Annotated in this window: 20 protein-coding genes; 10 read left to right on the forward strand and 10 right to left on the reverse strand. The window is 41.2% G+C overall.

Going from position 1 to position 23,247, the window contains the following annotated elements:
- Positions 1-112: 112 nt before the first annotated feature.
- From BUC17_RS04230 to BUC17_RS04255, 6 genes are all read right to left on the reverse strand, one after another.
- Entirely contained in the window at positions 113-1,090 is a 978-nt protein-coding gene (locus BUC17_RS04230; RefSeq protein WP_073361934.1) for a ribonucleotide-diphosphate reductase subunit beta, read from the reverse strand.
- A gap of 330 nt (positions 1,091-1,420) precedes the next feature.
- Positions 1,421-1,951 (reverse strand): hypothetical protein, encoded by a 531-nt coding sequence (locus BUC17_RS04235; protein WP_073361936.1) that lies wholly within the window; start codon positions 1,949-1,951, stop codon positions 1,421-1,423.
- A 63-nt stretch (positions 1,952-2,014) separates the two neighbouring features.
- Complete coding sequence (locus BUC17_RS04240) at positions 2,015-5,419, reverse strand: hypothetical protein (protein ID WP_073361938.1); 3,405 nt, start codon at positions 5,417-5,419, stop codon at positions 2,015-2,017.
- Positions 5,420-5,488: 69 nt separating this feature from the next.
- A complete protein-coding gene (locus tag BUC17_RS04245; protein WP_073361940.1) occupies positions 5,489-6,742 on the reverse strand; it encodes an aspartate kinase in 1,254 nt (417 codons plus the stop codon).
- A gap of 76 nt (positions 6,743-6,818) precedes the next feature.
- Positions 6,819-7,295: a GNAT family N-acetyltransferase gene (locus BUC17_RS04250; protein WP_073361942.1), complete on the reverse strand. Its 477-nt coding sequence runs from the start codon at positions 7,293-7,295 to the stop codon at positions 6,819-6,821.
- On the reverse strand, positions 7,295-8,155 hold the full coding sequence (locus BUC17_RS04255; RefSeq protein ID WP_073361944.1) for a M48 family metalloprotease: 861 nt from the start codon (positions 8,153-8,155) through the stop codon (positions 7,295-7,297). Before BUC17_RS04255 ends, BUC17_RS04250 begins: the two co-directional genes overlap by 1 nt.
- Before the next feature lie 131 nt (positions 8,156-8,286).
- Here BUC17_RS04255 and fbp point away from each other — a divergent pair, with 131 nt between their 5' ends.
- Complete coding sequence (fbp, locus tag BUC17_RS04260) at positions 8,287-9,294, forward strand: class 1 fructose-bisphosphatase (protein ID WP_073361946.1); 1,008 nt, start codon at positions 8,287-8,289, stop codon at positions 9,292-9,294.
- 49 nt (positions 9,295-9,343) lie between these two features.
- On the opposite strand, the gene BUC17_RS04265 is transcribed toward fbp, so the two are convergent.
- Complete coding sequence (locus BUC17_RS04265; RefSeq protein WP_073361948.1) at positions 9,344-9,775, reverse strand: tellurite resistance TerB family protein; 432 nt, start codon at positions 9,773-9,775, stop codon at positions 9,344-9,346.
- 136 nt (positions 9,776-9,911) lie between these two features.
- On the opposite strand from BUC17_RS04265, the gene BUC17_RS04270 reads away from it, so the two are divergent.
- Genes BUC17_RS04270 through BUC17_RS04280 form a run of 3 tightly spaced genes read left to right on the forward strand, consistent with a single transcriptional unit; the run spans position 9,912 to position 12,588 of the window.
- Positions 9,912-10,505, forward strand: a complete 594-nt coding sequence (locus tag BUC17_RS04270) for a HupE/UreJ family protein (RefSeq protein WP_073361950.1) — start codon at positions 9,912-9,914, stop codon at positions 10,503-10,505.
- Positions 10,506-10,534: 29 nt separating this feature from the next.
- A complete protein-coding gene (locus tag BUC17_RS04275; RefSeq protein WP_073362075.1) occupies positions 10,535-10,963 on the forward strand; it encodes a deoxycytidylate deaminase in 429 nt (142 codons plus the stop codon).
- Between the two features lie 44 nt (positions 10,964-11,007).
- The gene (locus tag BUC17_RS04280) at positions 11,008-12,588 is read left to right on the forward strand and encodes a S41 family peptidase (protein ID WP_073361955.1); all 1,581 of its coding nucleotides are present in this window, start codon (positions 11,008-11,010) and stop codon (positions 12,586-12,588) included.
- On the opposite strand, the gene BUC17_RS04285 is transcribed toward BUC17_RS04280, so the two are convergent.
- Genes BUC17_RS04285 through BUC17_RS04295 form a run of 3 tightly spaced genes read right to left on the reverse strand, consistent with a single transcriptional unit; the run spans position 12,585 to position 14,016 of the window.
- A complete protein-coding gene (locus tag BUC17_RS04285) occupies positions 12,585-13,196 on the reverse strand; it encodes an FAD-dependent oxidoreductase (RefSeq protein WP_073361957.1) in 612 nt (203 codons plus the stop codon). The genes BUC17_RS04280 and BUC17_RS04285 overlap by 4 nt on opposite strands.
- 1 nt (position 13,197) lies before the next feature.
- A complete protein-coding gene (locus BUC17_RS04290; RefSeq protein ID WP_073361959.1) occupies positions 13,198-13,398 on the reverse strand; it encodes a hypothetical protein in 201 nt (66 codons plus the stop codon).
- Positions 13,399-13,440: 42 nt separating this feature from the next.
- Positions 13,441-14,016 (reverse strand): MarC family protein, encoded by a 576-nt coding sequence (locus tag BUC17_RS04295; protein WP_073361961.1) that lies wholly within the window; start codon positions 14,014-14,016, stop codon positions 13,441-13,443.
- Between the two features lie 530 nt (positions 14,017-14,546).
- Here BUC17_RS04295 and BUC17_RS04300 point away from each other — a divergent pair.
- The 6 genes from BUC17_RS04300 to BUC17_RS04325 all read left to right on the forward strand — a co-directional run bounded on the left by BUC17_RS04300 (position 14,547) and on the right by BUC17_RS04325 (position 23,230).
- On the forward strand, positions 14,547-15,125 hold the full coding sequence (locus BUC17_RS04300) for a DUF3109 family protein (RefSeq protein WP_073361963.1): 579 nt from the start codon (positions 14,547-14,549) through the stop codon (positions 15,123-15,125).
- 149 nt (positions 15,126-15,274) lie between these two features.
- Entirely contained in the window at positions 15,275-16,846 is a 1,572-nt protein-coding gene (locus tag BUC17_RS04305; RefSeq protein ID WP_073361965.1) for a type I restriction-modification system subunit M, read from the forward strand.
- Positions 16,846-17,937 carry a Fic family protein gene (locus tag BUC17_RS04310; protein ID WP_073361967.1) on the forward strand — a complete coding sequence of 364 codons (1,092 nt, stop codon included), beginning with the start codon at positions 16,846-16,848 and terminating at the stop codon, positions 17,935-17,937. The genes BUC17_RS04305 and BUC17_RS04310 overlap by 1 nt, the downstream gene beginning before the upstream one ends.
- Positions 17,938-18,007: 70 nt before the next feature.
- Positions 18,008-19,210 (forward strand): restriction endonuclease subunit S, encoded by a 1,203-nt coding sequence (locus BUC17_RS04315; RefSeq protein WP_143161709.1) that lies wholly within the window; start codon positions 18,008-18,010, stop codon positions 19,208-19,210.
- A 216-nt stretch (positions 19,211-19,426) separates the two neighbouring features.
- A complete protein-coding gene (locus BUC17_RS04320; protein ID WP_073361969.1) occupies positions 19,427-20,371 on the forward strand; it encodes an Abi family protein in 945 nt (314 codons plus the stop codon).
- Positions 20,372-20,374: 3 nt separating this feature from the next.
- Positions 20,375-23,230, forward strand: coding sequence for a type I restriction endonuclease subunit R (locus BUC17_RS04325; RefSeq protein WP_073361971.1), 2,856 nt, complete (start codon positions 20,375-20,377; stop codon positions 23,228-23,230).
- Positions 23,231-23,247: the final 17 nt, after the last annotated feature.

Below are 23,247 nucleotides of genomic sequence, written 5' to 3' on the forward strand. Positions count from 1 at the left end.
GTTAGACAATCCCTTCTCTAACTCGAATTGATTTTTTGATGCGGCGACAGCGAAGGTCTTCCGAATCGGTTGTAACTCCTCCCGGAGCAGTATTTAGGTTTGATTTTGCGAATTAAAAATCAGCGTCAAAGCTAATTTTCTGTGTGCTGGAGTCATTGTTCATCACGCCGGCTTTTTGGTATTCGGAAACGCGTTTTTCAAAGAAATTTGTTTTTCCTTGCAACGAAATCATGTCCATGAAATCGAAGGGGTTGGTCACGTTGAATACTTTATTGCATCCCAATTCTACCAACAAACGGTCGGTAACAAATTCGAGATATTGGGTCATTAATTTGGAATTCATGCCGATCAAACTCACCGGCAACGACTCAGTGATGAATTTACGCTCAATATCCAACGCATCGGTTAAAATTTCGGTAATGCGTTCTTTCGAAACTTTATTCACCAAATGGTGGTTGTGTAAGTGAACGGCAAAATCGCAATGCATTCCTTCGTCACGCGAAATTAATTCGTTGGAGAAGGTAAGTCCGGGCATTAACCCGCGTTTTTTCAACCAGTAAATCGAACAAAACGATCCTGAAAAGAAAATACCTTCTACGGCGGCAAACGCAATGAGTCGTTCATTAAAATTGGGCGATTGTACCCATTTTAACGCCCATTCTGCTTTTTCTTTGATAGCAGGGAAGACTTCAATGGCATGAAACAATTGATTTTTCTCAGCTTCATCTTTCACATAAGTGTCAATCAAAAGCGAATAGGTTTCACTGTGAATGTTTTCCATCATCAACTGGAAACCGTAGAAAAATTTAGCCTCGGGGTATTGTACTTCACTAACGAAGTTCTCGGCCAAGTTTTCGTTGACAATTCCGTCGGAAGCCGCAAAAAAGGCCAAAATATGTTTGATAAAATAGCGTTCATCATCGTTCAATTTGTTGTTCCAATCGTTTAAGTCTTGGTGCAAATCGATTTCCTCCGCCGTCCAAATACAGGCTTCTTGTTTTTTATACCATTCCCAAATATCATGGTGTTTGATGGGGAAAATTACAAATCGGTCTTTGTTGTCCTGTAGAATGGGTTCCGCAATTGCCATAGTGTTTTTCTTTTTTTAGGATTTTATTAACGTAATTCTGACTGTTACAAATTTGGTCAAATACCCGTAAAAAAGAAAGTCAAACTTATCCACAATCGGCTTTAGTTTTTAACAACGCGTAAGAAAATTCTTCTTTTTAACTATTTTATAACGTATTGAAAAACAAGGAAATAGAAGTCCATTTTTTGATAAACCGCTGAAAAATCAAGGGTTTTCGGAAAAGGAGTAAATAATTTTCGTTGGGTTTTCGGAGGCGCTGAATGTTGTGTTAATGTAAATAAAAAAACCGCTTCTCGATAGAAACGGTTTTTAGTTTTTTGGATACACCTTTTACTCTTCTTGCTCGCCGTCAATATAAGTCTTGTTTCCGTTTTTATTGATGTAATATTTTCCACCACGAGGCCCCGTATACACTTTTCGTCCTTTATACGTGCCCGTCACTTTGTCTTTTACCTTTTTTTCAGCGGCCTTAGATAGCGTTGATTCTTTTAAATCTTCTTTCTCTTCAGCAGCGCTCAATTTTTTAGCTTTGGCTTTGGCTTTGTTGCCCGCCGCTTTGGCTTTTCCTTCGGCCGCTTTGGCTTCTCCTTTAGCCGCCGCTTGATTTTCTTTAAATCGTTTATCGGGAGTGCCGTCTTTTTTTAATGGGGCTTTTGCTTCCTCTTTTGCATTTTCTTTGAAGCGTTTGTCTGGAGTGCCGTCTTTTTTGAGTTTTTGAGTCTCTTTTTTTGCTTTTGCTTTTTTGTCTTGCACTACTTTTTCAGTTTCTTTCTTGGCTTTTTTGGCTTTTTCTTTGGCTTCTTGCGCTCCTACAACTTGCAAACAGAAGAATGCCACACAGAGCAGAATGAGTTTTTTCATAGGGTTAGGATTTAAATTTGACTCTTAAAAGTACAAAAATTATAGTTCCAAAAGTGCACCTTTTTAGAAAAAAGCGCGCAATTGTACACTCCCGGTATGTATGGTCTTGGTGTTTTCCGACTGTCGGCCGAGGTAGTTGAGGTTGAGGTCTAAATATTTTGTCAAATTTTTCTGTAGCAAAATGCGCCAAGTCCCATTGCGTCCCGGTTGTAATCCTTCCAACATTTGGAAAGCAACGGGACTGTTCGTATTACCCGTAAAGTCATTTTGGTAGTACGAATATTCACCCGTTAAAGTGAACTGTTTCGACCCAATGTAATTGATAGACGCGCCAAACCGTTGTTGGTGGAGTTGCTCGCCGTCGGTAAGTATATTCTTTTTGGATTTTTGTTCGTAGAAAAGACTCACACTCGTGTTGGCCGAAAACAAATACGATACTTTGGGCAACCATTGGGTGGCTTCCAATTCAAAATTTCGAGCGGCAAAGTTGTCTGAAATACCGGTGCTTGAACTCCACGACGATTCAAAATTGAATAACCATGTTTTGCGCCACAAATGGGCGTATTGCAACTGATGGGAACGCAGCTGATTTTCTTGTGATCCCACCGAGAGTAGGGTGCGCACTTTGGTGACTAAATAGGTATAGGTCATGGAATGCAACTGACGTCCCCGATTAAAAAACAAACTGTTGCGAAACGATTCATTGAGCCCCAACAAGTTTTCTGAACCAGGGTCAAAAGGATTTAGATGAAAACGTTCGCCTACCCGTTGTGTTTTTTGATCAATGGTGAAGGCGGTTTGGTTGTAAAAATGAGACAACAACTTTTTGAATCCTTTGGCATTTATCCATGTCGCTGGATTGAGAATAAGGGATTGTGAAAATTTGTTTTGATGTGTTTTCACAAAAATTTGATTGGGCAAAAATACCCGAACGTATTTGGCTAAATCAGGAAAAGGGGCGACTTCAAACTCCTGTAATTCCTGAATGCCGTTTCCATTATAATCGTTCCACATATATACCCCCTGCCCAGCATTTACCTCCAAATACGTAAACTCTTGTTGCGGCAACGTACCTGAGGCCGTTTCAACCGCGGTTGTCACTTGTACCAACTGTCCCCAATACCGATCGTTGTAGACCAATCGCGAGTTTAACGAGGGTTCGTCGGGTCGCGCTGCATCGTTGTAGGTCAATCGGCGGTAGTTGGCAAACAAAAGTAAATTGGATTTGGCGGTTTGCAACAACCGTGTTTTTAGAAAAAATCGGTTGGAAGTATTCACCCGTCGTACGGCTCCATTTTGCAAACTATCGTTTTTTCGGTGGTACCAACCCATTTCAACAAAGACTTTGGTCGTATCGCCGCGTCCCACCCAAAGGCCTACTTCACGAAACCGCTGACTCAAGGCACTCAAGTTTCCTGTGGTGGCGTCTTTTTCTTCATTATCCTCCCAATTTTGTTCGCCACCGACCCAATTTTTGCCCCAATGCCGCTTCACCACCGAACGATTGCGGGTGAAACGACTCTGGGTAAGCGTTCCTTGACTTTCCAGCGCACTGGCTTGTTGCACGATCCACCATTTGGTATCGCGAAACTGTCCTTTGATGCTGTGTCGATTTCCAGCGAAAACGGTTCCCAAATCGAGGCGCTCAAATTGATACGCGAAAGCACCTTTGGTTTTAAAATCAAATTCCAAGCCCGTTCCCGCCAAAAGTTGGGTTCCCGTCACGGCGGTATTCAGATTCCAATCCCGATTAAATTCAATATTGAACAAGCGCTCGACCGTACGAAAATCCTGTTGAATCAACTGCACATTAGCCAAAGCATTGATCGAAAAAGTGCCCGTGTACAATCGCTGTTTTCCATTAAATTTCGCCGCCACACCTTGATTGTTCCCATCGTCCAAGGCCGAGAAGAGGTTCAAATCGTTGTTGCTCACGCCCACTTCAAAGTCCAACGCTGTTTTTTCATTGGGTTTATATCCTCCCAATACCGTTGCAATTTGCAATTTCACGGGCGCAATCAATCGCGTGATGGGTTCGAAATTCCCCTGAGGAACCCCGCCAATTGGTGCTACATATTGGTAAATTTTACTCACCGCATTGTTGTTGGCCAAAATATAATTTCCTTGATTGGCACCCACCAACGTAAAGGTGACATTGAACAAAGTATCGGAGGGATTGTTTGAAAATTCAAAGATTTCTGTGGTGCCCACGAGTACTTTTTTGTATAAAATTTTATTCTCAGAAAAAGTGTCCTCAAAGGCCGAGGGCGCTGCCATTAAGTTGAGGTTATCCCCAGCATTTTGCAACACGGCCACTTGTTCACCCGTTAGACTTTGTTGTAACGGCTGATTTTTCACATCATTTTCTGAATATACATACCCGGCAATGTTCCAATTTTCATTTTGATGATGCACGCCGCCATAGGTAACAAATCGGGTATAGCTACGCTCGGCATATTGGTATTCGATAACAATTCGCATCTCTGAAGTAATAGGAAAAAGGGAGGTAAAACGCACTTCACCCGCGTTGTAATCGATGATATAGTCGTTGTTTTCACCCCGGGTCAATAGAATCCCGTTGACGAAAACACGTTCCGAGCCTGAAATAACCAATACAAACAATTCGCCGTTGTTTCCCCGCAATTTATAGGGCCCTTGATTGCCTTCTTGTCCTGTGAAACTACTTCGAGCATATTGACCGCGAACGACAGCCCCTGAGGCAAAGAGTTCGGTTTTGTTTTTGGGGCCACCCAATGTAAATCGGGTGTTGATGCCTTGCACTTTTTTGTTAAAGTTCAAAAATTTGGAATGCCGATTTTCCAAAAACAAATCCCCCGCGCGAATGCTCCATTTGTCGGAAAAAAGTTCGACGAAGATTTGATCAAATTCATCCAGTCGTTGCGAGTACCCGCCATCTTGTAGCGGAATGTTGCTGTCTTGAATTGAAGCGCGCAAACTTACTTTATCCGAAATTTTCCCGCTGATTTGTAGGTCCAAATTAGAATTTACCGTAGCATTTTGGTTGTTTCCAATGGTAATCCCGCGGCTAATACTCCCCGTGGTCGTAAGTCCATCAAAAGGCTTGAAGGTACTGATGGGGTCTTTTTTTACGGTGACCAAAATTCCCGCTTCGTTGGGTACGACCCGTTTACTATCGTATTGGGCATACGATTTAGTAAGAAACTCAGGAAAGGTTTGAAACCGAACCGTTAAGGAGTCTTTCGACTGAAATTGAGGAGCGAACCACAGTTTGGCACGGGAGTAATCTACAGCGTAATATGCAGTATCAATGGGATTTCCACGGGCATCAGTGAGCTGGAAGGCCGTTTTTAAAATACTCACCGGATGCAAGGTGAGGGTATCACGGGAATAGGCAATTTTTTTGCTTTTGAAAGGTCCGCCCACTTCTTGTGCCGACAAACCCCAAAAACAACCGAAAAGTAGTACCCATGCCCAAAATATCCGCATACCCGTAATCACTCGTGTCCTTCAAAAGTAGTATTTCCTTGGTGATTATGGAACGCTAAAAATCAGGAATTATTCTTTAGTAACCAATTGAAGGGTTTCTCGTGAGGTTTGTCGTACCAAAACGGTTTTTCCTTTTTCAACCATGGTCGCGGCTTCAGGAGTAAAATGGCGAATGGTATACAAAGAAACATTTTCGTTGTAGGCGACTTTGAACTTTTTAGAAAGCACCGATTTCAGTTTTTCAAAATGGCCAAATTTATCCTCTACGCAGACGGTAAAACTAATGGCGGTGTTTTGAATTAGGCTGACTTTAATTTTATATTGGTGTAAAAGCGCAAAAATTTCGCTGATGTTTTCCTCCATAATGAAAGAGAAATCGATGGCCGACAACGAAATGAGTAGCTGATTTTTTTTCACAATAAAACAAGCTGTTTTGGGTTCGAGATCGGCTCCTTTAGAAACGCTTGTGCCTGGCAATAACGGATTGACAAACGATTTTACGTACAAAGGAATTTCTTTGCGCTGCAGCGGTTGTAAGGTTTTGGGGTGAATGACGGAAGCCCCATAAAATGCCAACTCAATGGCTTCTCGGTAGGAGATTTGGTGTAAAAGGGTAGCGTTTTCAAAGTACCGTGGGTCGGCATTCAAAACACCGGGTACATCTTTCCAAATGGTCACACTCTCGGCCCCAATGCAATAGGCAAAAATCGCCGCCGTATAATCCGAACCTTCACGACCTAAGGTGGTGGTGAAATTGTTTTCATCTGAACCTAAAAATCCTTGGGTGATGTAAAGTCCTTTTTTCTTGATTTGTTTGGAAATACGCTTTTGTGTTTGATCCCAATCGACCAAAGCATCGCGGTAAGTTGCATCGGTTTTGATCAAATTGCGCACATCTACCCACTGATTGGACAACCCTTTTTCATTGAAATAATGACTGACAATGGTGGTAGAAACAATTTCGCCATAACTCACTACTTGGTCGTACACAAAGTTGTAATTGGGCGATTTGTTGCTGCGTAAGAAATATTCTAAATCGGCAAAATGACTGTTGACGGCATAAAACACCTCGTGGTTTTCATCGTCAAACAATTCCAACAAAATCTGGTTGTGGTATTTTCGCACTTCCTGAAGCGAGGCATGAAAGGCTTTCGATTTTTCGAAGTAGTTCTTGATCACTTCTTCCAAAGCATTGGTGGTTTTGCCCATAGCCGAAACGATGATGACCACCTCTTCGTGTCCCACGGTTTGCAGTACATGCAACACATTTTTTACACCTTCGGCATCTTTTACAGAGGCCCCACCAAATTTGAATAATTTCATGAAGATTGGGATTTAAAAAAAATGAAATCCAAAACTAAGCAATTCTTCTTTTCAGGGCGCCTAAACAAATTAAAAATTATCCCTTTTTTTCCAAAAAGGTGGCGATACCGTTTTCGTCCATTTGTACCACACGCCAATCCGGTAGTACACGCGCGCCCGTTTTTTCGTAGAACTGAATTGCGGGCGTATTCCAGTCCAAAACGGCCCATTCGATACGGCGCACGCCTTCTTCTTTTCCACGACGGATTACTTCACGGTATAATGCCATTCCAATGCCGCGCCCTCGTTCGGAGGCTTTGACAATCAAATCTTCCAAATGAATCGTTTTCCCTTTCCAAGTGGAATACCGAAAGTAAAAAAGGGCAATACCCAACACGATATCCTGTTCTTCCGCCACCAAACATTTAAATAGCGGCGGATCAGAGAATCCATCGCGAATCAAGTCGGCCTCGGTGATGACCACGGCTTCGGGTTCTTTTTCAAAAACAGCCAGCTCTCGAATTCGTTCGAGCACCTGCTTCATGTCGCTTGGTTGGGCGGGACGGATAGTCATTACTTTTTCTTCTTTTTGGTAGGACGTTTTGTGGTAGGTTTTTTTACCACGGGCGCTCTGTTGTTGATGGGTTTTTGGACATACGCTTTGTAACGGTTGTCGGCGATGGCGCGTTCGCGAGCTTTTTGTGCACGACTGTTAGGGTCGGGATGCGAACTCAACATACGGCTGATAAAGTCGGACTGCCCACCTTCGCTGAGTTTGGCTAAAATTAAAAAAGCCGATTCTACCGCATTGACATCATAGCCATGTTTTTTCATAAAATCATAGGCAAATGTATCGGCATCATTTTCTTGGCTGCGGCTGTGTTTACTATCGAGCAAAACGCTGGCAATTTGCCCTGCCTCTCCGTCGGTTACTTTACCAATTTTATCCGATTGGGAAGCGAGCGCGTCCAAAACAGCACTTTTTTTCAAAGCGGCCCGCATGGCATCTTTTGAATCTTCATTGACCACATGACCGATTTCATGACCAATGACGGCCAACAGTTGGCTATCGTCCATGATATCCATCAATCCCGAATACACGCGCACGCTGCCATCGGCACAGGCAAATGCGTTGACTTCTTTGGTTAAATAGACTTTATAGTTGAGTTGTAATCCGTTTTCATTAGCGTGTTTGCCAAAAACGCGATTCAGACGCAAGGTATATCCGTCATTGGGTCCTGCTACCACGTTGGCCGAATCGAGTTTTCGAACGCCTTCTTTGGCCAAAGCGGCGGCTTGCTCATTGGAAAATGTAAATCCAGCGACGCCTTTTTGAAGGGCTCCAAGTGCTCGTTCGCCAAGGTTGATTTGCGCTGAGGTAATCCATGGGATGGCGGTTATAGCCAAAATGGGGATGAGATGTTTTGCTTTCATTTTTCGGTTTTTTAGGTCATACAAAGATACAGGAAGTCGCGGGAATTGGGCGTAGAATTATTTTCTCCCGAATTGTCGAATTAATTCCGAAAAAATAGGATATTTGCAGCACAACTACAACGATTTCGTAAATGGAAGAACGCAACAAAACCTTAGGGGAATTTATCATTGAGAAACAAACCGATTTTCAGTATTCAACAGGCGAATTATCGCGCATTATCAACTCTATTCGCTTGGCGGCTAAGGTCGTAAATTACAAAGTAAACAAAGCGGGATTGGTTGATATTGTGGGCGCTGCGGGCGATACCAACGTGCAAGGCGAAGACCAGCAAAAATTGGATGTGTATGCCAATGAAGTATTTATTCAAACCCTGATCAATCGCGAAATTGTGTGTGGGATTGCCTCCGAAGAAAACGATGATTTTATCACGGTGGCGGGCAGTGACAATAGCCACAACAATAAATATGTGGTCCTGATGGATCCACTAGATGGTTCTTCCAATATTGATGTGAACGTTTCGGTGGGAACTATATTTTCGGTTTTTCGACGGGTTACTCCTGTGGGAACGCCCGTTACTTTGGACGATTTTTTGCAACCCGGTGTTAACCAAGTGGCCGCGGGGTATGTAATTTATGGCACCTCGACGATGCTGGTTTACACTACGGGACATGGGGTGAATGGGTTTACACTCAATCCAGCCATTGGCACCTTTTACCTTTCGCATCCCAACATGCAATACCCGAAAAACGGAACCATTTATTCGATAAACGAAGGGAATTACGTACATTTTCCACAAGGCGTCAAAAATTATATTAAGTATTGCCAGTTGGAAGAAGGTGATCGTCCCTATACGTCGCGCTACATTGGGAGTTTGGTGTCCGACATGCACCGCAATATGATCAAAGGCGGAATTTATATTTATCCCACGAGTTTCAAAGCCCCCAAGGGCAAATTGAGACTGTTGTATGAATGCAATCCGATGGCTTTTATCGCTGAACAAGCTGGGGGAAAAGCCTCCGACGGTTACCAACGAATTATGGAAATTCAACCTACCGAATTACATCAACGGGTGCCGTTTTTTTGCGGAAGCGAGAATATGGTGACGAAAGCAGAAGAATTTATGCGTGACGCGCTATAATTGTTATGTAAACTTGAAAAAAAAGTCCCGAACATGCGGGACTTTTTTGTTATTTGTACATGTGTCGCATTTCGTACACAAAGGTGTCCAAATCGGCGTTGAGTACTAATAGCGACAACGCTTTGTCCACGATATACTGAACGTTTCCTGGGGTAAAGCCCAAGGCTAAGGCAAAACGCGTCAGGATTTCCTTTTGTTTTGGGCCTAACACTTTATCCGCGTAAACCATTCGTGATAAATCGTACAATCGCTCCAATCGCATCGCATAGGAGTAGGGAGGATTGATAGGATATTTTAAAGGATTGGCCAAAATTTCGGCATATTCTTCATCAGAAATTTCCAACTGCACGGCCAATTTATCCAAGAAGTTTTTCTCCTCATTGGTTAAATCGCCATCGGCAATGGCCACACGAACGATGGCTGAAAAATGCCCTTTATTTCGGCTTTTGAACTCACTGTCAAATAAATCTGCTATAGACATAATACTATTGATTTTATGCGCTAAAAATACCGCTTTTTCTGAAATATGACTAAAAAAATGCCGATTTTACCGCTGGGTTTTTTCACTATGAAAATATATTGTAAGTTTACCCTAATTAACCTTCTTTTGCAATGCTATGACTGATTTCTGGATTTTTTTTAAATTCGGTCTCGAACATGTACTCGACCTAAACGGCTACGATCACTTGCTTTTTTTGGTGGTGCTCACGGTTCCCTACACAGGAAAAGACTGGAAACGGATCCTTTTGTTGGTGTCTCTTTTCACGTTGGGGCACACCTTATCCTTGTTTTTGGCGGTATTGAATATCGTTCGGGTGCAACCCACCTTGATTGAATTTCTTATTCCCATAACGATTTTGCTGACAGCGCTTTATAATTTGGCAACCGCGGGAAAATCCAAGCCCAAAGAAAACCTTACTTTCATCGGGGGTATTACTTTGTTTTTTGGTCTAATTCACGGGTTGGGGTTCTCCAATTATTTTAAAGATTTGCTCCCAGGGGAAGCCCCCGATAAAATGCTTCCGATGCTGGCTTTTGCTTTAGGTATCGAAGCGGCGCAACTCATTATTGTTTTGGTGGTATTGTTGCTGTCCTTTGTGTTTTTAACACTTTTTCGTTTTTCCAAACGAGAATTTATTCTGGTTTTTTCAGCGATTGTTCTCGGAATTATCCTTCCTTTGTTGGCACAAAATCCCATTTGGGAGCCCTAGTTCAACGAAAAAGTAGTATTTTAGAGACCATGAAAAAGGAGAAGTTAATCAAATACGATAAAGCGTATCTGCGCATCGCTGCCGAGTGGAGTAAATTGTCGTATTGCCAACGCAAACAGGTAGGAGCCATCATCGTACGCGATCGAATGATCATTTCGGACGGATACAACGGTACGCCCTCGGGATTTGAAAATTGTTGCGAAGATGACGAGGGTTTAACCAAATGGTATGTGCTTCATGCCGAGGCCAACGCCATTTCCAAAGTGGCGCGCTCTACCCAATCGTGTGAGAATGCAACGTTATACATTACCCTCTCTCCGTGCCGAGAATGCAGCAAACTCATTCACCAATCGGGCATCAAAAGAGTGGTTTACCAAAAGGGCTACCGCGATACTTCGGGCATCGATTTCTTGACTAAGGCCGGGGTTGAAGTGGTTCAAATGGAAGATCTAGAATAAACGAAATATTCCTTTTTTAGCGTTATTTATTTTTCGGTACACCTATGCGTATTCCTAAAATTTACATACCGTTTCTTTTTTTCTCCTGTGTGGCGCTCGGCATCGTCATAGGTGGACTCGTGAACTATCCGATTCCTGCCAAAGTGACAAAGCAAGAGTACCGCAGTAAACTCAATCGGTTGTTGAATTTTATCGAGAACGAGTATGTAGATGAGGTAAAAACCGACTCTATCGTCGATGTTACGGTGACGGGTATTTTAGCCAATTTAGATCCGCATTCGGTGTATGTTACCCCCCAAGAACAAACGCTGTTGGCCGATAATATGCGCGGCGATTTTGTAGGCATTGGGATTAATTTTTATACCTACAATGATTCGATTGCAGTGATCAAACCCATTCCGGGGGGACCCGCAGAAAAAGCTGGAATCCAAGCGGGAGACCGAATATTGTATGCGGGAAAAAAACCTTTATTTGGGAAAAAATTAAAATCCGAGTCGTTGTACAATACGTTGAGAGGCGAACCCTTATCCAAGATTCAACTGACCGTATATCGCAAGAAAACGCGCAAAACATTTACCACCCAAGTCATTCGCGACGTTATCCCATTGAAAAGTGTGGAAGTTGCCCTTCTCCTCGATGGGAACACGGGTTATATCAAAATTGAACGTTTTGCCGAAACGACCGGAGAAGAGTTTCATGAAGCCTTGCTCCAGTTGAAAAAGAAAGGCATGCGCGCACTTATTATTGATGTACGCGAAAACGGCGGCGGGGTGATGGAATCAGCGATTGCTATTGCCGATGAACTGCTTCCCGAAAATGATTTAATTGTTTTTACCAAAAATAAAAAAGGCGCGGTTGAAAAAATGTATGCCACCGAGGAAGGTTTGTTTGAATCGGGGAAAGTAACCGTGCTCATCGATGAAAATTCAGCCTCGGCGAGTGAAATTCTAGCCGGAGCGATTCAAGATAATGATCGCGGGCAAATTGTGGGAAGACGCTCTTTTGGCAAGGGATTGGTGCAACGAGAAATGAATTTTGACGACGGTTCGGCAGTGCGTTTAACCGTTGCACGTTATTTTACTCCCAGTGGCCGTTCGATACAAAAACCCTACAAAAAAGGCGAGTCCGAAGCCTACCATGGGGAATACGAACACCGCTACGAATCGGGTGAACTCACACAACCCCAAAAGGTTAAAGTAGCCGATTCACTCAAGTTTAAAACCAAGAAAGGCCGAACGGTGTATGGGGGAGGCGGCATTGTTCCCGATGTTTTTGTTCCCCTAGAAAGTGCTGTGGGCGAAGAAAATGTAGCCTATGTTTTGAAAACGGGTATTGTAGGCCATTTTGTATTTGAACAATTGGACAACAACCGCAATCGATTTGCGGGCTGGACCTTTGAGCAGTTTCAAAAAAACTATGAAACAACAGCCGATTTTTTGCCTGAATTTGAAAAGTATATGGAAAAGTCTGGAGTTCAAATGCAGTGGGAAAAAAGTAAATCCCTAGTGCAACGGTATGTAAAAGCCGAATTTGCTCGACAGTTGTTTGGGGATACTGCCTACTACAAAATCATTCTCCAAGAAGACCCTATGTTAAAAAAAGCGGGCGTTGTGCGTATTCGTTAGCGGTTCACGCTATCATGCACTTGCACCGGAATCCCATCGTTCCATTCGGTCAAAATATCTGTCGCTACCGAGGCGCCACTTCCTGCGGCTATAGGCAATTGACTCCGCCACCCGGCTAAGGTTCCACAAACATACAATCCCGGTTTTACCACATGATCGGTGTTGCGCAATTGCAACCGGTTTTTGTCGGGATGGGCTTTTTGATGCGGGATAACATACGATTCCAGTCCCGCAATGGGAAACGGATTTCCAGCTCCAATAGCGATGACTACACGACGACTTTCCAAAATTTCGCCCGTATGGGTTGTTAGGGTAAACTGATTTAATTCGCCCGAAATCGCTGTGATTTTCAGGGTTTCGAGTTGAATGACATGCGGATACACAGCTGCCAAATGCGTTTTACTTTCCGCCAACAACGATGCACCCGTGGTTCCTGCCGGAATACCATAGGCGTTATTGAAAACCGCATTTTGTAAAGAAGAAGCTTTTTGGTGCGTAATCACGCCAATTTTTTTATTGGCCGCAAAAGGTTTGTGTTGCGCCGAACCCAAGAGCAAGGCACACGACATTCCCGATACGCCACCGCCAATAATGAGTACGTCAAACATGTTATTGGTTTTTCATTTTCTCTTCGATGCGCTTCGACATTTTGAAAATCAAAAGAATAAAAATAGCGCAAAACGAAGCTACGATTCCGATTAAGGCCACCAAACTGTTCCCTTCAAACGGACGGTCAAAATCCAACATCATCACATTAACGACCACTAATGCAATGGCAATAAAGATTAATAAAGTGGTAAAGATTTTCATTGTTTTACTTTCTGACGACAAATTTAATCATTTATCGCGGGACTAAAAGAGGGCTTTAACATTAGAGGCAAATAATTTAACAGCAATCGCCAACAACACGACTCCAAAGGTTTTTCGAATAACGCCCAAACCATTTTTGCCCAAAAACTTTTCAATTTTTGCCGACGATTTCAATACACCGTAGACCAAAATCACGTTCAAAAAAATGGCAATCACAATATTGATAGAAGCATATTGCGACCGAAGCGATAGCAAGGTGGTCATCGTTCCAGCCCCAGCAATCAAAGGAAACGCCAAAGGCACTATCGAGGCCGAAGTATTGGCTTCCTCTTTATAAATTTTGATTCCCAAAATCATCTCCAAGGCCAAAAAGAAAAGGACAAACGAACCCGCAACCGCAAACGAGTACACGTCCGTGCCGATTAATTTCAAAAACTCTTCCCCAGCAAACAAAAAGGTAATCATGATACTCCCCGCCGCCAACGACGCTTTTTCCGATTCAATATGCCCAAATTTCTGCCGTAAATCTACAATTATCGGAATCGTACCGACGATATCAATGACTGCAAAAAGCACCATACTAATGGTAACAATCTCCCTAAAATCCAAGCCCCACATACCCGTTGAAATTTTTTGCAAAAGTAAGGCATAAAAAAAGATTCAAATTTTAAATTCCCGTTAAATTTCAATCCCCTGATTTTTAATCTTTTGGGCGCTCCCCCTCGGTGTGAAGTGGGCAATTTCTATCCGTTTTTCGTCCTCGGGGTCAGGTCGTCCGTTACAAGTCCGCGCTCGTTCCTCGCTGTGGGCTTTTCACTACCACCCTTAGCGCGGTGTTCAGTCTACAGTGTTCAGTCTACAGTGTACAGTCTACAGTGTTCAGTCTACAGTGTACAGTCAACAGTGTTCAGTCAACAGTGTTCAGTCGCACTTTCAAAAATCAACAATCGTTAATCAACAATCGTTAATCATCATTCCCCCTTTGTGGAATACCGACAACCGACAACCAACAACCGACAACCAACAACCGGCAACCGACAACCGACAACTGGCAACCGACAACCGACAACCAATCCCCAAGTGCATGGGTGCAGCAGGCAGTCTTCAAGTACTTAGAAAGTAATATCTTTGCCACAAAGAAAAATACTATGTTTCAACTCGGGAAAACCATTGTGTCGGAGGATATTTTAGAAAAAGACTTTGTGTGTAACCTCACAGCCTGCAAAGGGGCTTGTTGTGTTGATGGCGATGCTGGGGCTCCGCTTAGCGCCGAGGAGACAAAAATATTGGAGGCGATTTATCCCCAAATTAAATCCTATTTACGTCCCGAGGGCATTGAAGCTATCGAACGCCTCGGAACTTGGGTGGTCGGGACAGAGCAAGATTTAGAAACGCCTCTTATCGATAACAAAGATTGCGCATATGTCATTTTCGACGGTCAAACTGCCTTGTGCGGCATTGAACAAGCCTACAATGAAGGCCTAATCGACTGGAAAAAACCCGTTTCTTGTCATTTATACCCCATCCGAATAAAGGATTTTACCGAATTTGCTGCTGTGAATTACGATCGGTGGGATATTTGCGATCCCGCTTGTTCGCTGGGTAAAGAACTACAAGTACCCGTGTATAAATTTGTCAAAGAAGCCTTGATTCGTCGCTTTGGAGATAATTGGTATGCCGAATTGGAAAAAGTAGCCGAGGAATACCAAAAAGAGCGCAGAAAATAAAGGGGAATAAGGTATACGTCTTCAAACTAAATTGGACTTTTCCTAGGAGATTATTGAGGCTATTAATGCCAAGGTAATACGGTGATTCTTTGGAATAACTGATTCTTGTTGTATATTCGTCAAATAAGTAGTTAAGAAAATTAAGCACCATGTCAGAAGACCAAAAACGCATCCTAGAACAACAACTCTGGAACATCGCCAACACCCTTAGAGGTAAAATGAACGCCGACGAATTTCGGGATTATATTCTCGGCTTTATTTTCTATAAGTACTTGGCCGAGAAAATGGAGTTGTTTGCCAACGATATACTCAAACAAGACGGAATTTCATTCCGAAGCCTAACAGCAACCGATAGCCAAACCCTTGAAATCGTGGAAGCGGTGAAAGAGGAATCGCTCGAACGGTTGGGCTACTTTTTGAAACCTGATGAACTGTTCAGCGAAGTGGTGAAACGCGGCAACAATGATGTGGAGGGTCAGAGCAATTTCATCCTAGAAGATTTGCAAAAAATCCTCACCAACATTCAATTAAGTACCATGGGGACAGAGAGCGAAGACGACTTCGACAATCTGTTTGAGGACATGGATTTGAACAGCACCAAGTTGGGGAAATCACCCGAAGCCAGAAATGAGATTGTGGTGAAGGTATTAACCCATTTGGATAAAATCGACTTCAAGCTCGAAAGCACCGAATTGGATGTGCTGGGTGATGCCTATGAATATCTTATCAGTCAATTTGCCAGCGGGGCTGGCAAAAAGGCTGGTGAGTTCTATACCCCACAAGAGGTGAGTATGATTCTGGCTAAAATTGTATCAACGGGTAAAGACAAGTTGAGGTCGGTGTACGACCCTACGTGTGGTTCTGGTTCGTTACTGTTACGGGTAGCCCGTGAAGTTAAGGAAGTAAGCAACTTTTACGGTCAAGAACTCAATCGTACCACGTATAACTTGGCCCGAATGAACATGATATTGCACGGGGTACATTACCGCAAGTTTGACATCAAACAAGAAGACACCCTAGAGCACCCACAACACAAAGACTTGACGTTTGAAGCGATTGTGGCCAATCCACCGTTTTCAGCGCAATGGAGTGCCAACCCTTTGTTTACAACTGACGACCGATTTTCACAGTACGGCAAGTTAGCACCGTCAAGCAAGGCCGATTTTGCTTTTGTATGCCACATGGTGCATCACTTGGCCGATAATGGCTGTATGGCCGTTGTATTACCGCATGGCGCCTTGTTCCGTGGTAGTGCAGAACAACACATTCGACGTTATTTGATTGAGAATCGTAATTACTTGGATGCGGTGATTGGATTGCCAGCCAACATATTCTATGGAACCAGTATTCCAACGTGTATCTTGGTATTCAAGAAGTGCAAAGAAAGTCCAGAGGATGTCTTGTTTATTGATGCCAGCCAACATTTTGAAAAAGTGAAAACCCAAAATGTCTTGAGAGAGGAACATATTGAAAAAATTGTGTCCACCTACCGCAACCGACTGGAAGAAGATAAGTACAGTAAACGTGCTACGTTGCAACAGATAGCCGACAACGATTACAACTTGAATATACCGCGCTATGTGGACACTTTTGTGACAGAGGAATCCATTGACATCAACCAAGTGGCCAATGAGCTTAAATCGCTGGAAAATGAGTTAAAAGACATCGACCAACGTATTGCTAGTTTTTGTGTAGAGTTAAACATAACAACGCCATTCTAATGAACAAATATTCAATTCCAACATTGCCCCTAGAAGTCGACCTTGAAACCAAAAAAGTTCTCAAAAAAGTTGCCGAGGCTAGAGCTTCTTTGGCTGAATTGAAAGGGGTTCATGCAACTGTGCCCAATGTAGGTATTTTGTTGAATACTCTGGCTCTACAAGAAGCCAAAGACAGTTCAGCGGTGGAAAATATTATAACCACTCACGATGAGTTGTTTCGTGCGGAGTTGAATATGAATTTGGTAAAAAATATTGCAGCCAAAGAAGTTCAACGATACTCTTTAGCACTAAAAAAAGGTTTTGAGTTAGTTCAAAAAGATAAACTGATTACCAATGGTCATATTCTTGAAATTCATGGTGTTTTGGAACAGAATGATGCTGGTTACAGAAAAGTCCCTGGTACCGATTTAAAGAATGATAAAACAAAAGAGGTTGTGTATACCCCTCCACAAACCGCTAATGAAATTATTGCTCTGATGCGCAACTTGGTAGAGTATATCAATGATGATACACTAGATGATTTAGACCATTTGGTTAAAATGGCTGTAATTCATCACCAATTTGAAAGTATACACCCTTTTTATGACGGAAACGGAAGGTTAGGTAGGATTATCAATATACTGTATCTGATTTCAAAGGATTTATTAGACTTTCCAACCTTGTATTTAAGTCGATACATCATTCAAAACAAAGCTGAATATTACCGATTGTTGCAAGATGTTAGAGATAATGGTAATTGGGAAGATTGGGTGCTATATATCTTAGAAGCCATTATAAGTGTGGCCAAACAGAGTACTGAACTTATCAAAGCTATCAAAACAGAAATGATGCGTTACAAGTCAATTATACGCCAAAAATATCCCAAAATTTACAGTCAAGATTTACTGAATAACATATTTAAACATCCGTATACTAAAATCGAATTTTTAGAAGAAGATTTGGCTGTAACACGCCAGACATCTTCAAAGTATTTAGAAACGATTTCAAAGGACGAAAACAAGCTGTTGGAAAAAATTAAAATTGGGCGTGATAATTATTATATCAATGTCGGGCTAATGCAGTTATTCTCGCAGTATGACTATAAGTTATAATAGGTAAACCAAACGTTGATTTAATTAACGCATTTCAAAAACGTGTTAATAAAAACACACTTTCGTTAACATGTTTCAAAAACGTGTTAACCAAATGACTAAAAAAATAAACATGACAAAATATACATACATACCGAAGTTGAGGTTCCCAAATTTCAAAGACCAATGGGCTGTAAAAAAAATGGAAGAACTAACAGAGAGGATTGGTGATGGTTTGCATGGTACACCAATTTATTCTGAAGATTCAGATATATTTTTTATTAATGGTAACAACTTGATAAATGGATTGATTTCAATTAATGAAAACACTAAACGCGTTGATAATGAGGTTTTTATTCTTAACGATAAAAAACTCAATAAAAATTCGATATTAATTTCAATCAACGGAACAATAGGTAATGTTTCAAGGTATAATGGAGAAAAAGTAATGTTGGGAAAAAGTGTAGGATACTTTAAGTTCTATTCTAATCCAGATTTTTATTATCACATACTAAACTCAAATAAAATTCAAAATTATTTTTATTCTGAGTTAACTGGTTCAACTATCAAGAATCTATCTTTAAAAACTTTAAGAGAAGCAGAGATATGTATTCCGAGTGAAGAAGAACAAACCAAAATCGCCTCCTTCCTCACCGCAGTGGACGACAAATTGCAAGCCTTGAAAAAGAAAAAGGAATTGTTGGAGCAGTACAAAAAAGGAATGATGCAACAACTGTTTTCCCAAGAGATACGATTTAAAAAGGAAGACGGGACAAATTATCCTGATTGGGAGGAGAAAAAGTTGGGGAATTGTTTAGATTATACTCAACCAACAAGTTATTTAGTTGAAAGTACAGAATATGACAATTCATATAGTATTCCAGTTGTTACGGCTGGAAAAACTTTCATTTTGGGATATACAAATGAAGAATTTGGCATATATGAAAATGGACTTCCAGTAATCATTTTTGATGACTTTACAACTGCCAGCCAATTTGTTGATTTCCCTTTTAAAGCTAAATCTTCTGCAATGAAGATATTGACAGCCAAAGAATCAATGAATATCAAGTTTGTTTATGAAGCGATGCAAATGATTAATTTTGAAATAGGTGGACATGGTAGGCATTGGATTTCAATATATTCAGAATTGATGATTGAAGTACCTTGTGAAGAAGAACAAACCAAAATCGCTAATTTCCTATCAGCTATTGATGATAAAATTGCCCATTGCCATTCGGAGTTAGACGGTTTAGAGCAATGGAAAAAGGGATTGTTGCAGCAGCTATTTTGTTGATATAAATAATTGTATTCCAAAGATTTATTAATTTTATTTTAAAAATGATTAGAAATAATAAAAATATTTATAATTTTGCATCAACAGTATCCGTTGAGCATACCATAAGAACTGCATACGGGTCATTTTTGGAAGACAGTAATTTTACCAACAATAATACACCTCCTATGCCTCTCAACGATGCACACTTAGGGGGTCTTTTCTTTTTATAAACTAATGAAGAAGGTATATAACAAAGCCCCACTTAGTTTCCAAGACCAGTTAAATCTACTGAAAAGTAGAGGTCTAGAAGTTGGCGATGAGCCAAAAGCATTGTCGTATCTTCAAGAAATAAGTTATTACCGACTAAGCGCCTATTTTTTGCCTTATCAAAAGGTGAAAGACAAATTTGATAACGGAACAACTTTTGAAAAAATTATTGAAACCTATTCTTTTGACAGAGAACTTCGTTTATTAGTTTTTGATTGTATAGAACGAGTTGAAGTTGCTATTAGAACACAGATGATTTATCAAATGGCAATTTTTTACAACGATAGTCATTGGCATGACAACAAGGCTCACTTTATTACGCCTTATTACAATAAAATTGGCAATCTAATTGACCCTTATTCTGATTTTCAAACTATTATATCAAAAGCCAAAACTGCAAGAACACCAGAAACTTTTATAAAACACTACATGAATGAGTATGGTGTTCCAGCTAATCCACCAAGTTGGATGTGTTTTGAACTTTTAACAATCGGGGAGCTTTCACATTTGTATAGAGGATTGAGTAACAATTCTGATAAAAAACGAATAGCTGATTTTTTTGACTTGCACCATACTGTTTTTACATCGTGGCTGCACACTTTGACTTATGTTAGAAATATTTGTGCACACCACAGTAGATTATGGAACAGAGAGCTTGCTATTGAACCTGATAAACTTCAAAAGCCAAAGGGGATTTGGATAGCTAAACAATTTGAGAACAACAAACGATTATTTTATTTTTTAAGTGCACTTCGGTATATGCTTTTAAGGGCAAATCCTGAAAATGGCTTACGACATAAACTTATCGATTTGTTTTCAAGATACCCAAGTGTGCCAATACAATACATAGGAATATCAAGTGACGGTAACGGAAATATGTTAGATTGGCAAAATGACCCTTTTTGGAAATAATAAATGAGTAAACAATCCGAAGCCATATTAGAAGCACAACTGGTCGCCCAGCTCCAAAAATTGGGGTACGGTTTGGCCAGCATCACCAATGAACAAGAACTGATTGCCAACTTAAAAACCCAGTTGGAAAAGCACAACCGTATTCAATTCTCGGCCACCGAGTTTGAACGGGTGATGAATATTTTATCCAAAGGGTCGGTATTTGAAAAAGCCAAAACGCTTCGGGAGAAACAACACATTATTCGGGACAACGGGGACAACTTATACTTTGAATTTATTAATACCGAACATTGGTGTCAAAATCAGTTTCAAGTAACGCATCAAGTATCTGTTGAAGGGAAGTATCAAAATCGTTACGATGTAACGATTTTGATCAACGGCTTGCCGTTGGTACAGATTGAATTGAAGCGTAGAGGCCTCGAGTTAAAAGAAGCCTTTAATCAAGTCAATCGCTATCAACGTCATTCGTTTGGTTCCAATTCGGGGTTATACCAATACATTCAAATCTTTGTGATTAGCAACGGGGTAAATACTAAGTATTACGCCAACAACCGTAACCAATCGTTCAAACAAACGTTTTACTGGACGGACAAAGAAAACAAACGATTAACCAATATTCTCAACGGATTTACCAGCGAGTTTTTAGAGCCGTGCCATATCAGTAAAATGATTTGTAAGTACATTGTACTCAATGAAACCCATAAAATCCCCATGGTGTTACGACCGTATCAATTCTATGCCGTAGAGGCGTTGATTGATAGAGTTAAGAATAGCGTGAACAATGGGTATATCTGGCACACTACTGGAAGCGGTAAAACGCTAACTTCCTTCAAAGCAAGCCAGATTATAATGAATTTACCACAAGTTAAAAAAGTGGTGTTTGTGGTTGACCGTAAAGACTTGGATTATCAGACCACCAAAGAGTTCAATAGCTTTAGTAAAGGAAGCATCGACGGAACCGACAATACCAAGATGCTGGTGGATAAATTTACGGACGATTCCAAGTTGATAGTTACCACCATCCAAAAGCTCAATACGGCCATTAGCAAGAAACAGCACTTAGAAAAGATGAATCGTTTGAAAGACGAACGTATTGTCTTTATCTTCGATGAATGTCACCGTAGCCAGTTCGGTGAAACCCATAACCGTATCAAGAGTTTCTTTAACAATATTCAATTCTTTGGCTTTACGGGAACCCCAATATTTGCGGACAATTCCGTTAAAAATGAATTAGGTCGTAGAACCACCAAAGAACTGTTTGGGGATTGTTTACACAAGTATGTGATAACCGATGCTATCAAAGACGAAAACGTGTTGAAGTTTTCTGTGGAGTACGTGGGTCGCTACAAACAGAAGGAAGACCGCAATACCAACATCGATATTGAAGTAGAAGACATCGACACCAAGGAGTTAATGGAACACCCTTCACGATTGGAAAAAATAGTGGATTACATCGTGGCACACCATAACCGTAAAACACACAGTCGTAACTTCACGGGAATGTTTTGTGTAAGTAGTGTCGATACGCTGATTAAGTATTACGAAATATTCAAAAAGAAACGATTAGCGGGTGAACACAGTTTAAACATTGCCACCATATTCAGTTATTCAGCCAATGAAAACGATGCCGATGCCAACGGCTTTTTGCCCGATGAATTATCGGTGGTGGAAGAACCCAGAGCGTTGTATGGATTACAAGCCCACAGTCGGGAGAAACTGGATGAATTTATTGTCGATTACAACCAGTTATTCGATACCAAGTTTTCCACCAAAGACAGCGAGAGCTTCTACAACTATTACAACGACATATCCAAGAGAGTAAAGGAACGTAAGATTGATATTCTACTGGTGGTCAATATGTTTTTAACGGGTTTTGACAGCCCTACATTGAACACCTTGTACGTTGATAAGAACTTAAAATACCACGGTTTAATTCAAGCCTATTCACGCACCAATAGGGTGTTGAATGAGATGAAGTCCCAAGGTAATATTGTGGTGTTCCGTAACTTAAAAGGAGCCACTGACGAGGCAATTACGCTATTCAGCAACAAAGATGCTGTTGATGTGATTATAATGAAACCGTATGAAGATTATGCGGTTAAATTTAATGAGGCCTATCAAAGGTTACTAGAGTTGGTTCCAAGTGTAGATGCTGTCAATGAACTAAGAACCGAGGACGAAGAACTGGAGTTTATAAAGGCGTTTCGTGAGTTAATGCGTATTCGCAATACCATGACAGCCTTTGCCGATTTCAGTTGGTCAGACCTTGAAATGGAAGAACAAGAGTTTGAAGATTACAAGAGCAAGTACTTGGATTTGCATGATAAGGTTAGAACCGAACATGAAAAAGACAAAGTGTCCATACTAGAGGATGTTGATTTTGAATTGGAGTTGTTGCACCGTGACGACATCAACGTGGCCTACATACTCCAATTGCTAATGAAGTTAAAGACCGATAACAAAAAGGATGCAGTTAAGACCGAGGCCGATATAATAAATTTATTGAGTGGTGAAGCCGAATTGAGAAGCAAGAGAGAATTGATAGAACGCTTCATTAAAGAGAATTTGCCCATTATTGAAGACAGCGAAACCATACCCCAAGAGTTTGATAAATTCTGGAGTGAGGAACAAGTCAAGGCCTTTAATAAAATCGTAACCGAGGAGAATTTATCCCCAGAGCGGACAGAACAGCTTATTGAGAATTATTTATTTTCAGAACAAGAGCCGTTACGTGATGAGGTACTGGATTTAATTGAAGGAACCAAACCCACCATATTGGAACGCAAGAAAACGGGTGATAGAATCCTAGATAAGATTGTAACGTTTGTGAAGACGTTTGTGAGTGGGATAACGGGGTAAATAAATCTATTAAGTGT

It is taken from the genome of Flavobacterium fontis (assembly GCF_900129405.1).
Lineage (GTDB): Bacteria > Bacteroidota > Bacteroidia > Flavobacteriales > Flavobacteriaceae > Flavobacterium > Flavobacterium fontis.

Bases quoted from the DNA above. Each gene is read 5' to 3' on its own strand.
- BUC17_RS04320 (WP_073361969.1), top strand. From the start codon at position 19,427: ATGAAGAAGGTATATAACAAAGCCCCACTTAGTTTCCAAGACCAGTTA.
- BUC17_RS04275 (WP_073362075.1), top strand. From the start codon at position 10,535: ATGAAAAAGGAGAAGTTAATCAAATACGATAAAGCGTATCTGCGCATC.
- BUC17_RS04325 (WP_073361971.1), top strand. From the start codon at position 20,375: ATGAGTAAACAATCCGAAGCCATATTAGAAGCACAACTGGTCGCCCAG.
- BUC17_RS04240 (WP_073361938.1), bottom strand. From the start codon at position 5,419: ATGCGGATATTTTGGGCATGGGTACTACTTTTCGGTTGTTTTTGGGGT.
- BUC17_RS04315 (WP_143161709.1), top strand. From the start codon at position 18,008: ATGTTTCAAAAACGTGTTAACCAAATGACTAAAAAAATAAACATGACA.
- BUC17_RS04305 (WP_073361965.1), top strand. From the start codon at position 15,275: ATGTCAGAAGACCAAAAACGCATCCTAGAACAACAACTCTGGAACATC.
- BUC17_RS04265 (WP_073361948.1), bottom strand. From the start codon at position 9,775: ATGTCTATAGCAGATTTATTTGACAGTGAGTTCAAAAGCCGAAATAAA.
- BUC17_RS04230 (WP_073361934.1), bottom strand. From the start codon at position 1,090: ATGGCAATTGCGGAACCCATTCTACAGGACAACAAAGACCGATTTGTA.
- BUC17_RS04235 (WP_073361936.1), bottom strand. From the start codon at position 1,951: ATGAAAAAACTCATTCTGCTCTGTGTGGCATTCTTCTGTTTGCAAGTT.
- BUC17_RS04255 (WP_073361944.1), bottom strand. From the start codon at position 8,155: ATGAAAGCAAAACATCTCATCCCCATTTTGGCTATAACCGCCATCCCA.
- BUC17_RS04245 (WP_073361940.1), bottom strand. From the start codon at position 6,742: ATGAAATTATTCAAATTTGGTGGGGCCTCTGTAAAAGATGCCGAAGGT.
- BUC17_RS04310 (WP_073361967.1), top strand. From the start codon at position 16,846: ATGAACAAATATTCAATTCCAACATTGCCCCTAGAAGTCGACCTTGAA.
- BUC17_RS04280 (WP_073361955.1), top strand. From the start codon at position 11,008: ATGCGTATTCCTAAAATTTACATACCGTTTCTTTTTTTCTCCTGTGTG.
- BUC17_RS04270 (WP_073361950.1), top strand. From the start codon at position 9,912: ATGACTGATTTCTGGATTTTTTTTAAATTCGGTCTCGAACATGTACTC.
- fbp (WP_073361946.1), top strand. From the start codon at position 8,287: ATGGAAGAACGCAACAAAACCTTAGGGGAATTTATCATTGAGAAACAA.
- BUC17_RS04250 (WP_073361942.1), bottom strand. From the start codon at position 7,295: ATGACTATCCGTCCCGCCCAACCAAGCGACATGAAGCAGGTGCTCGAA.
- BUC17_RS04295 (WP_073361961.1), bottom strand. From the start codon at position 14,016: ATGTGGGGCTTGGATTTTAGGGAGATTGTTACCATTAGTATGGTGCTT.
- BUC17_RS04285 (WP_073361957.1), bottom strand. From the start codon at position 13,196: ATGTTTGACGTACTCATTATTGGCGGTGGCGTATCGGGAATGTCGTGT.
- BUC17_RS04300 (WP_073361963.1), top strand. From the start codon at position 14,547: ATGTTTCAACTCGGGAAAACCATTGTGTCGGAGGATATTTTAGAAAAA.
- BUC17_RS04290 (WP_073361959.1), bottom strand. From the start codon at position 13,398: ATGAAAATCTTTACCACTTTATTAATCTTTATTGCCATTGCATTAGTG.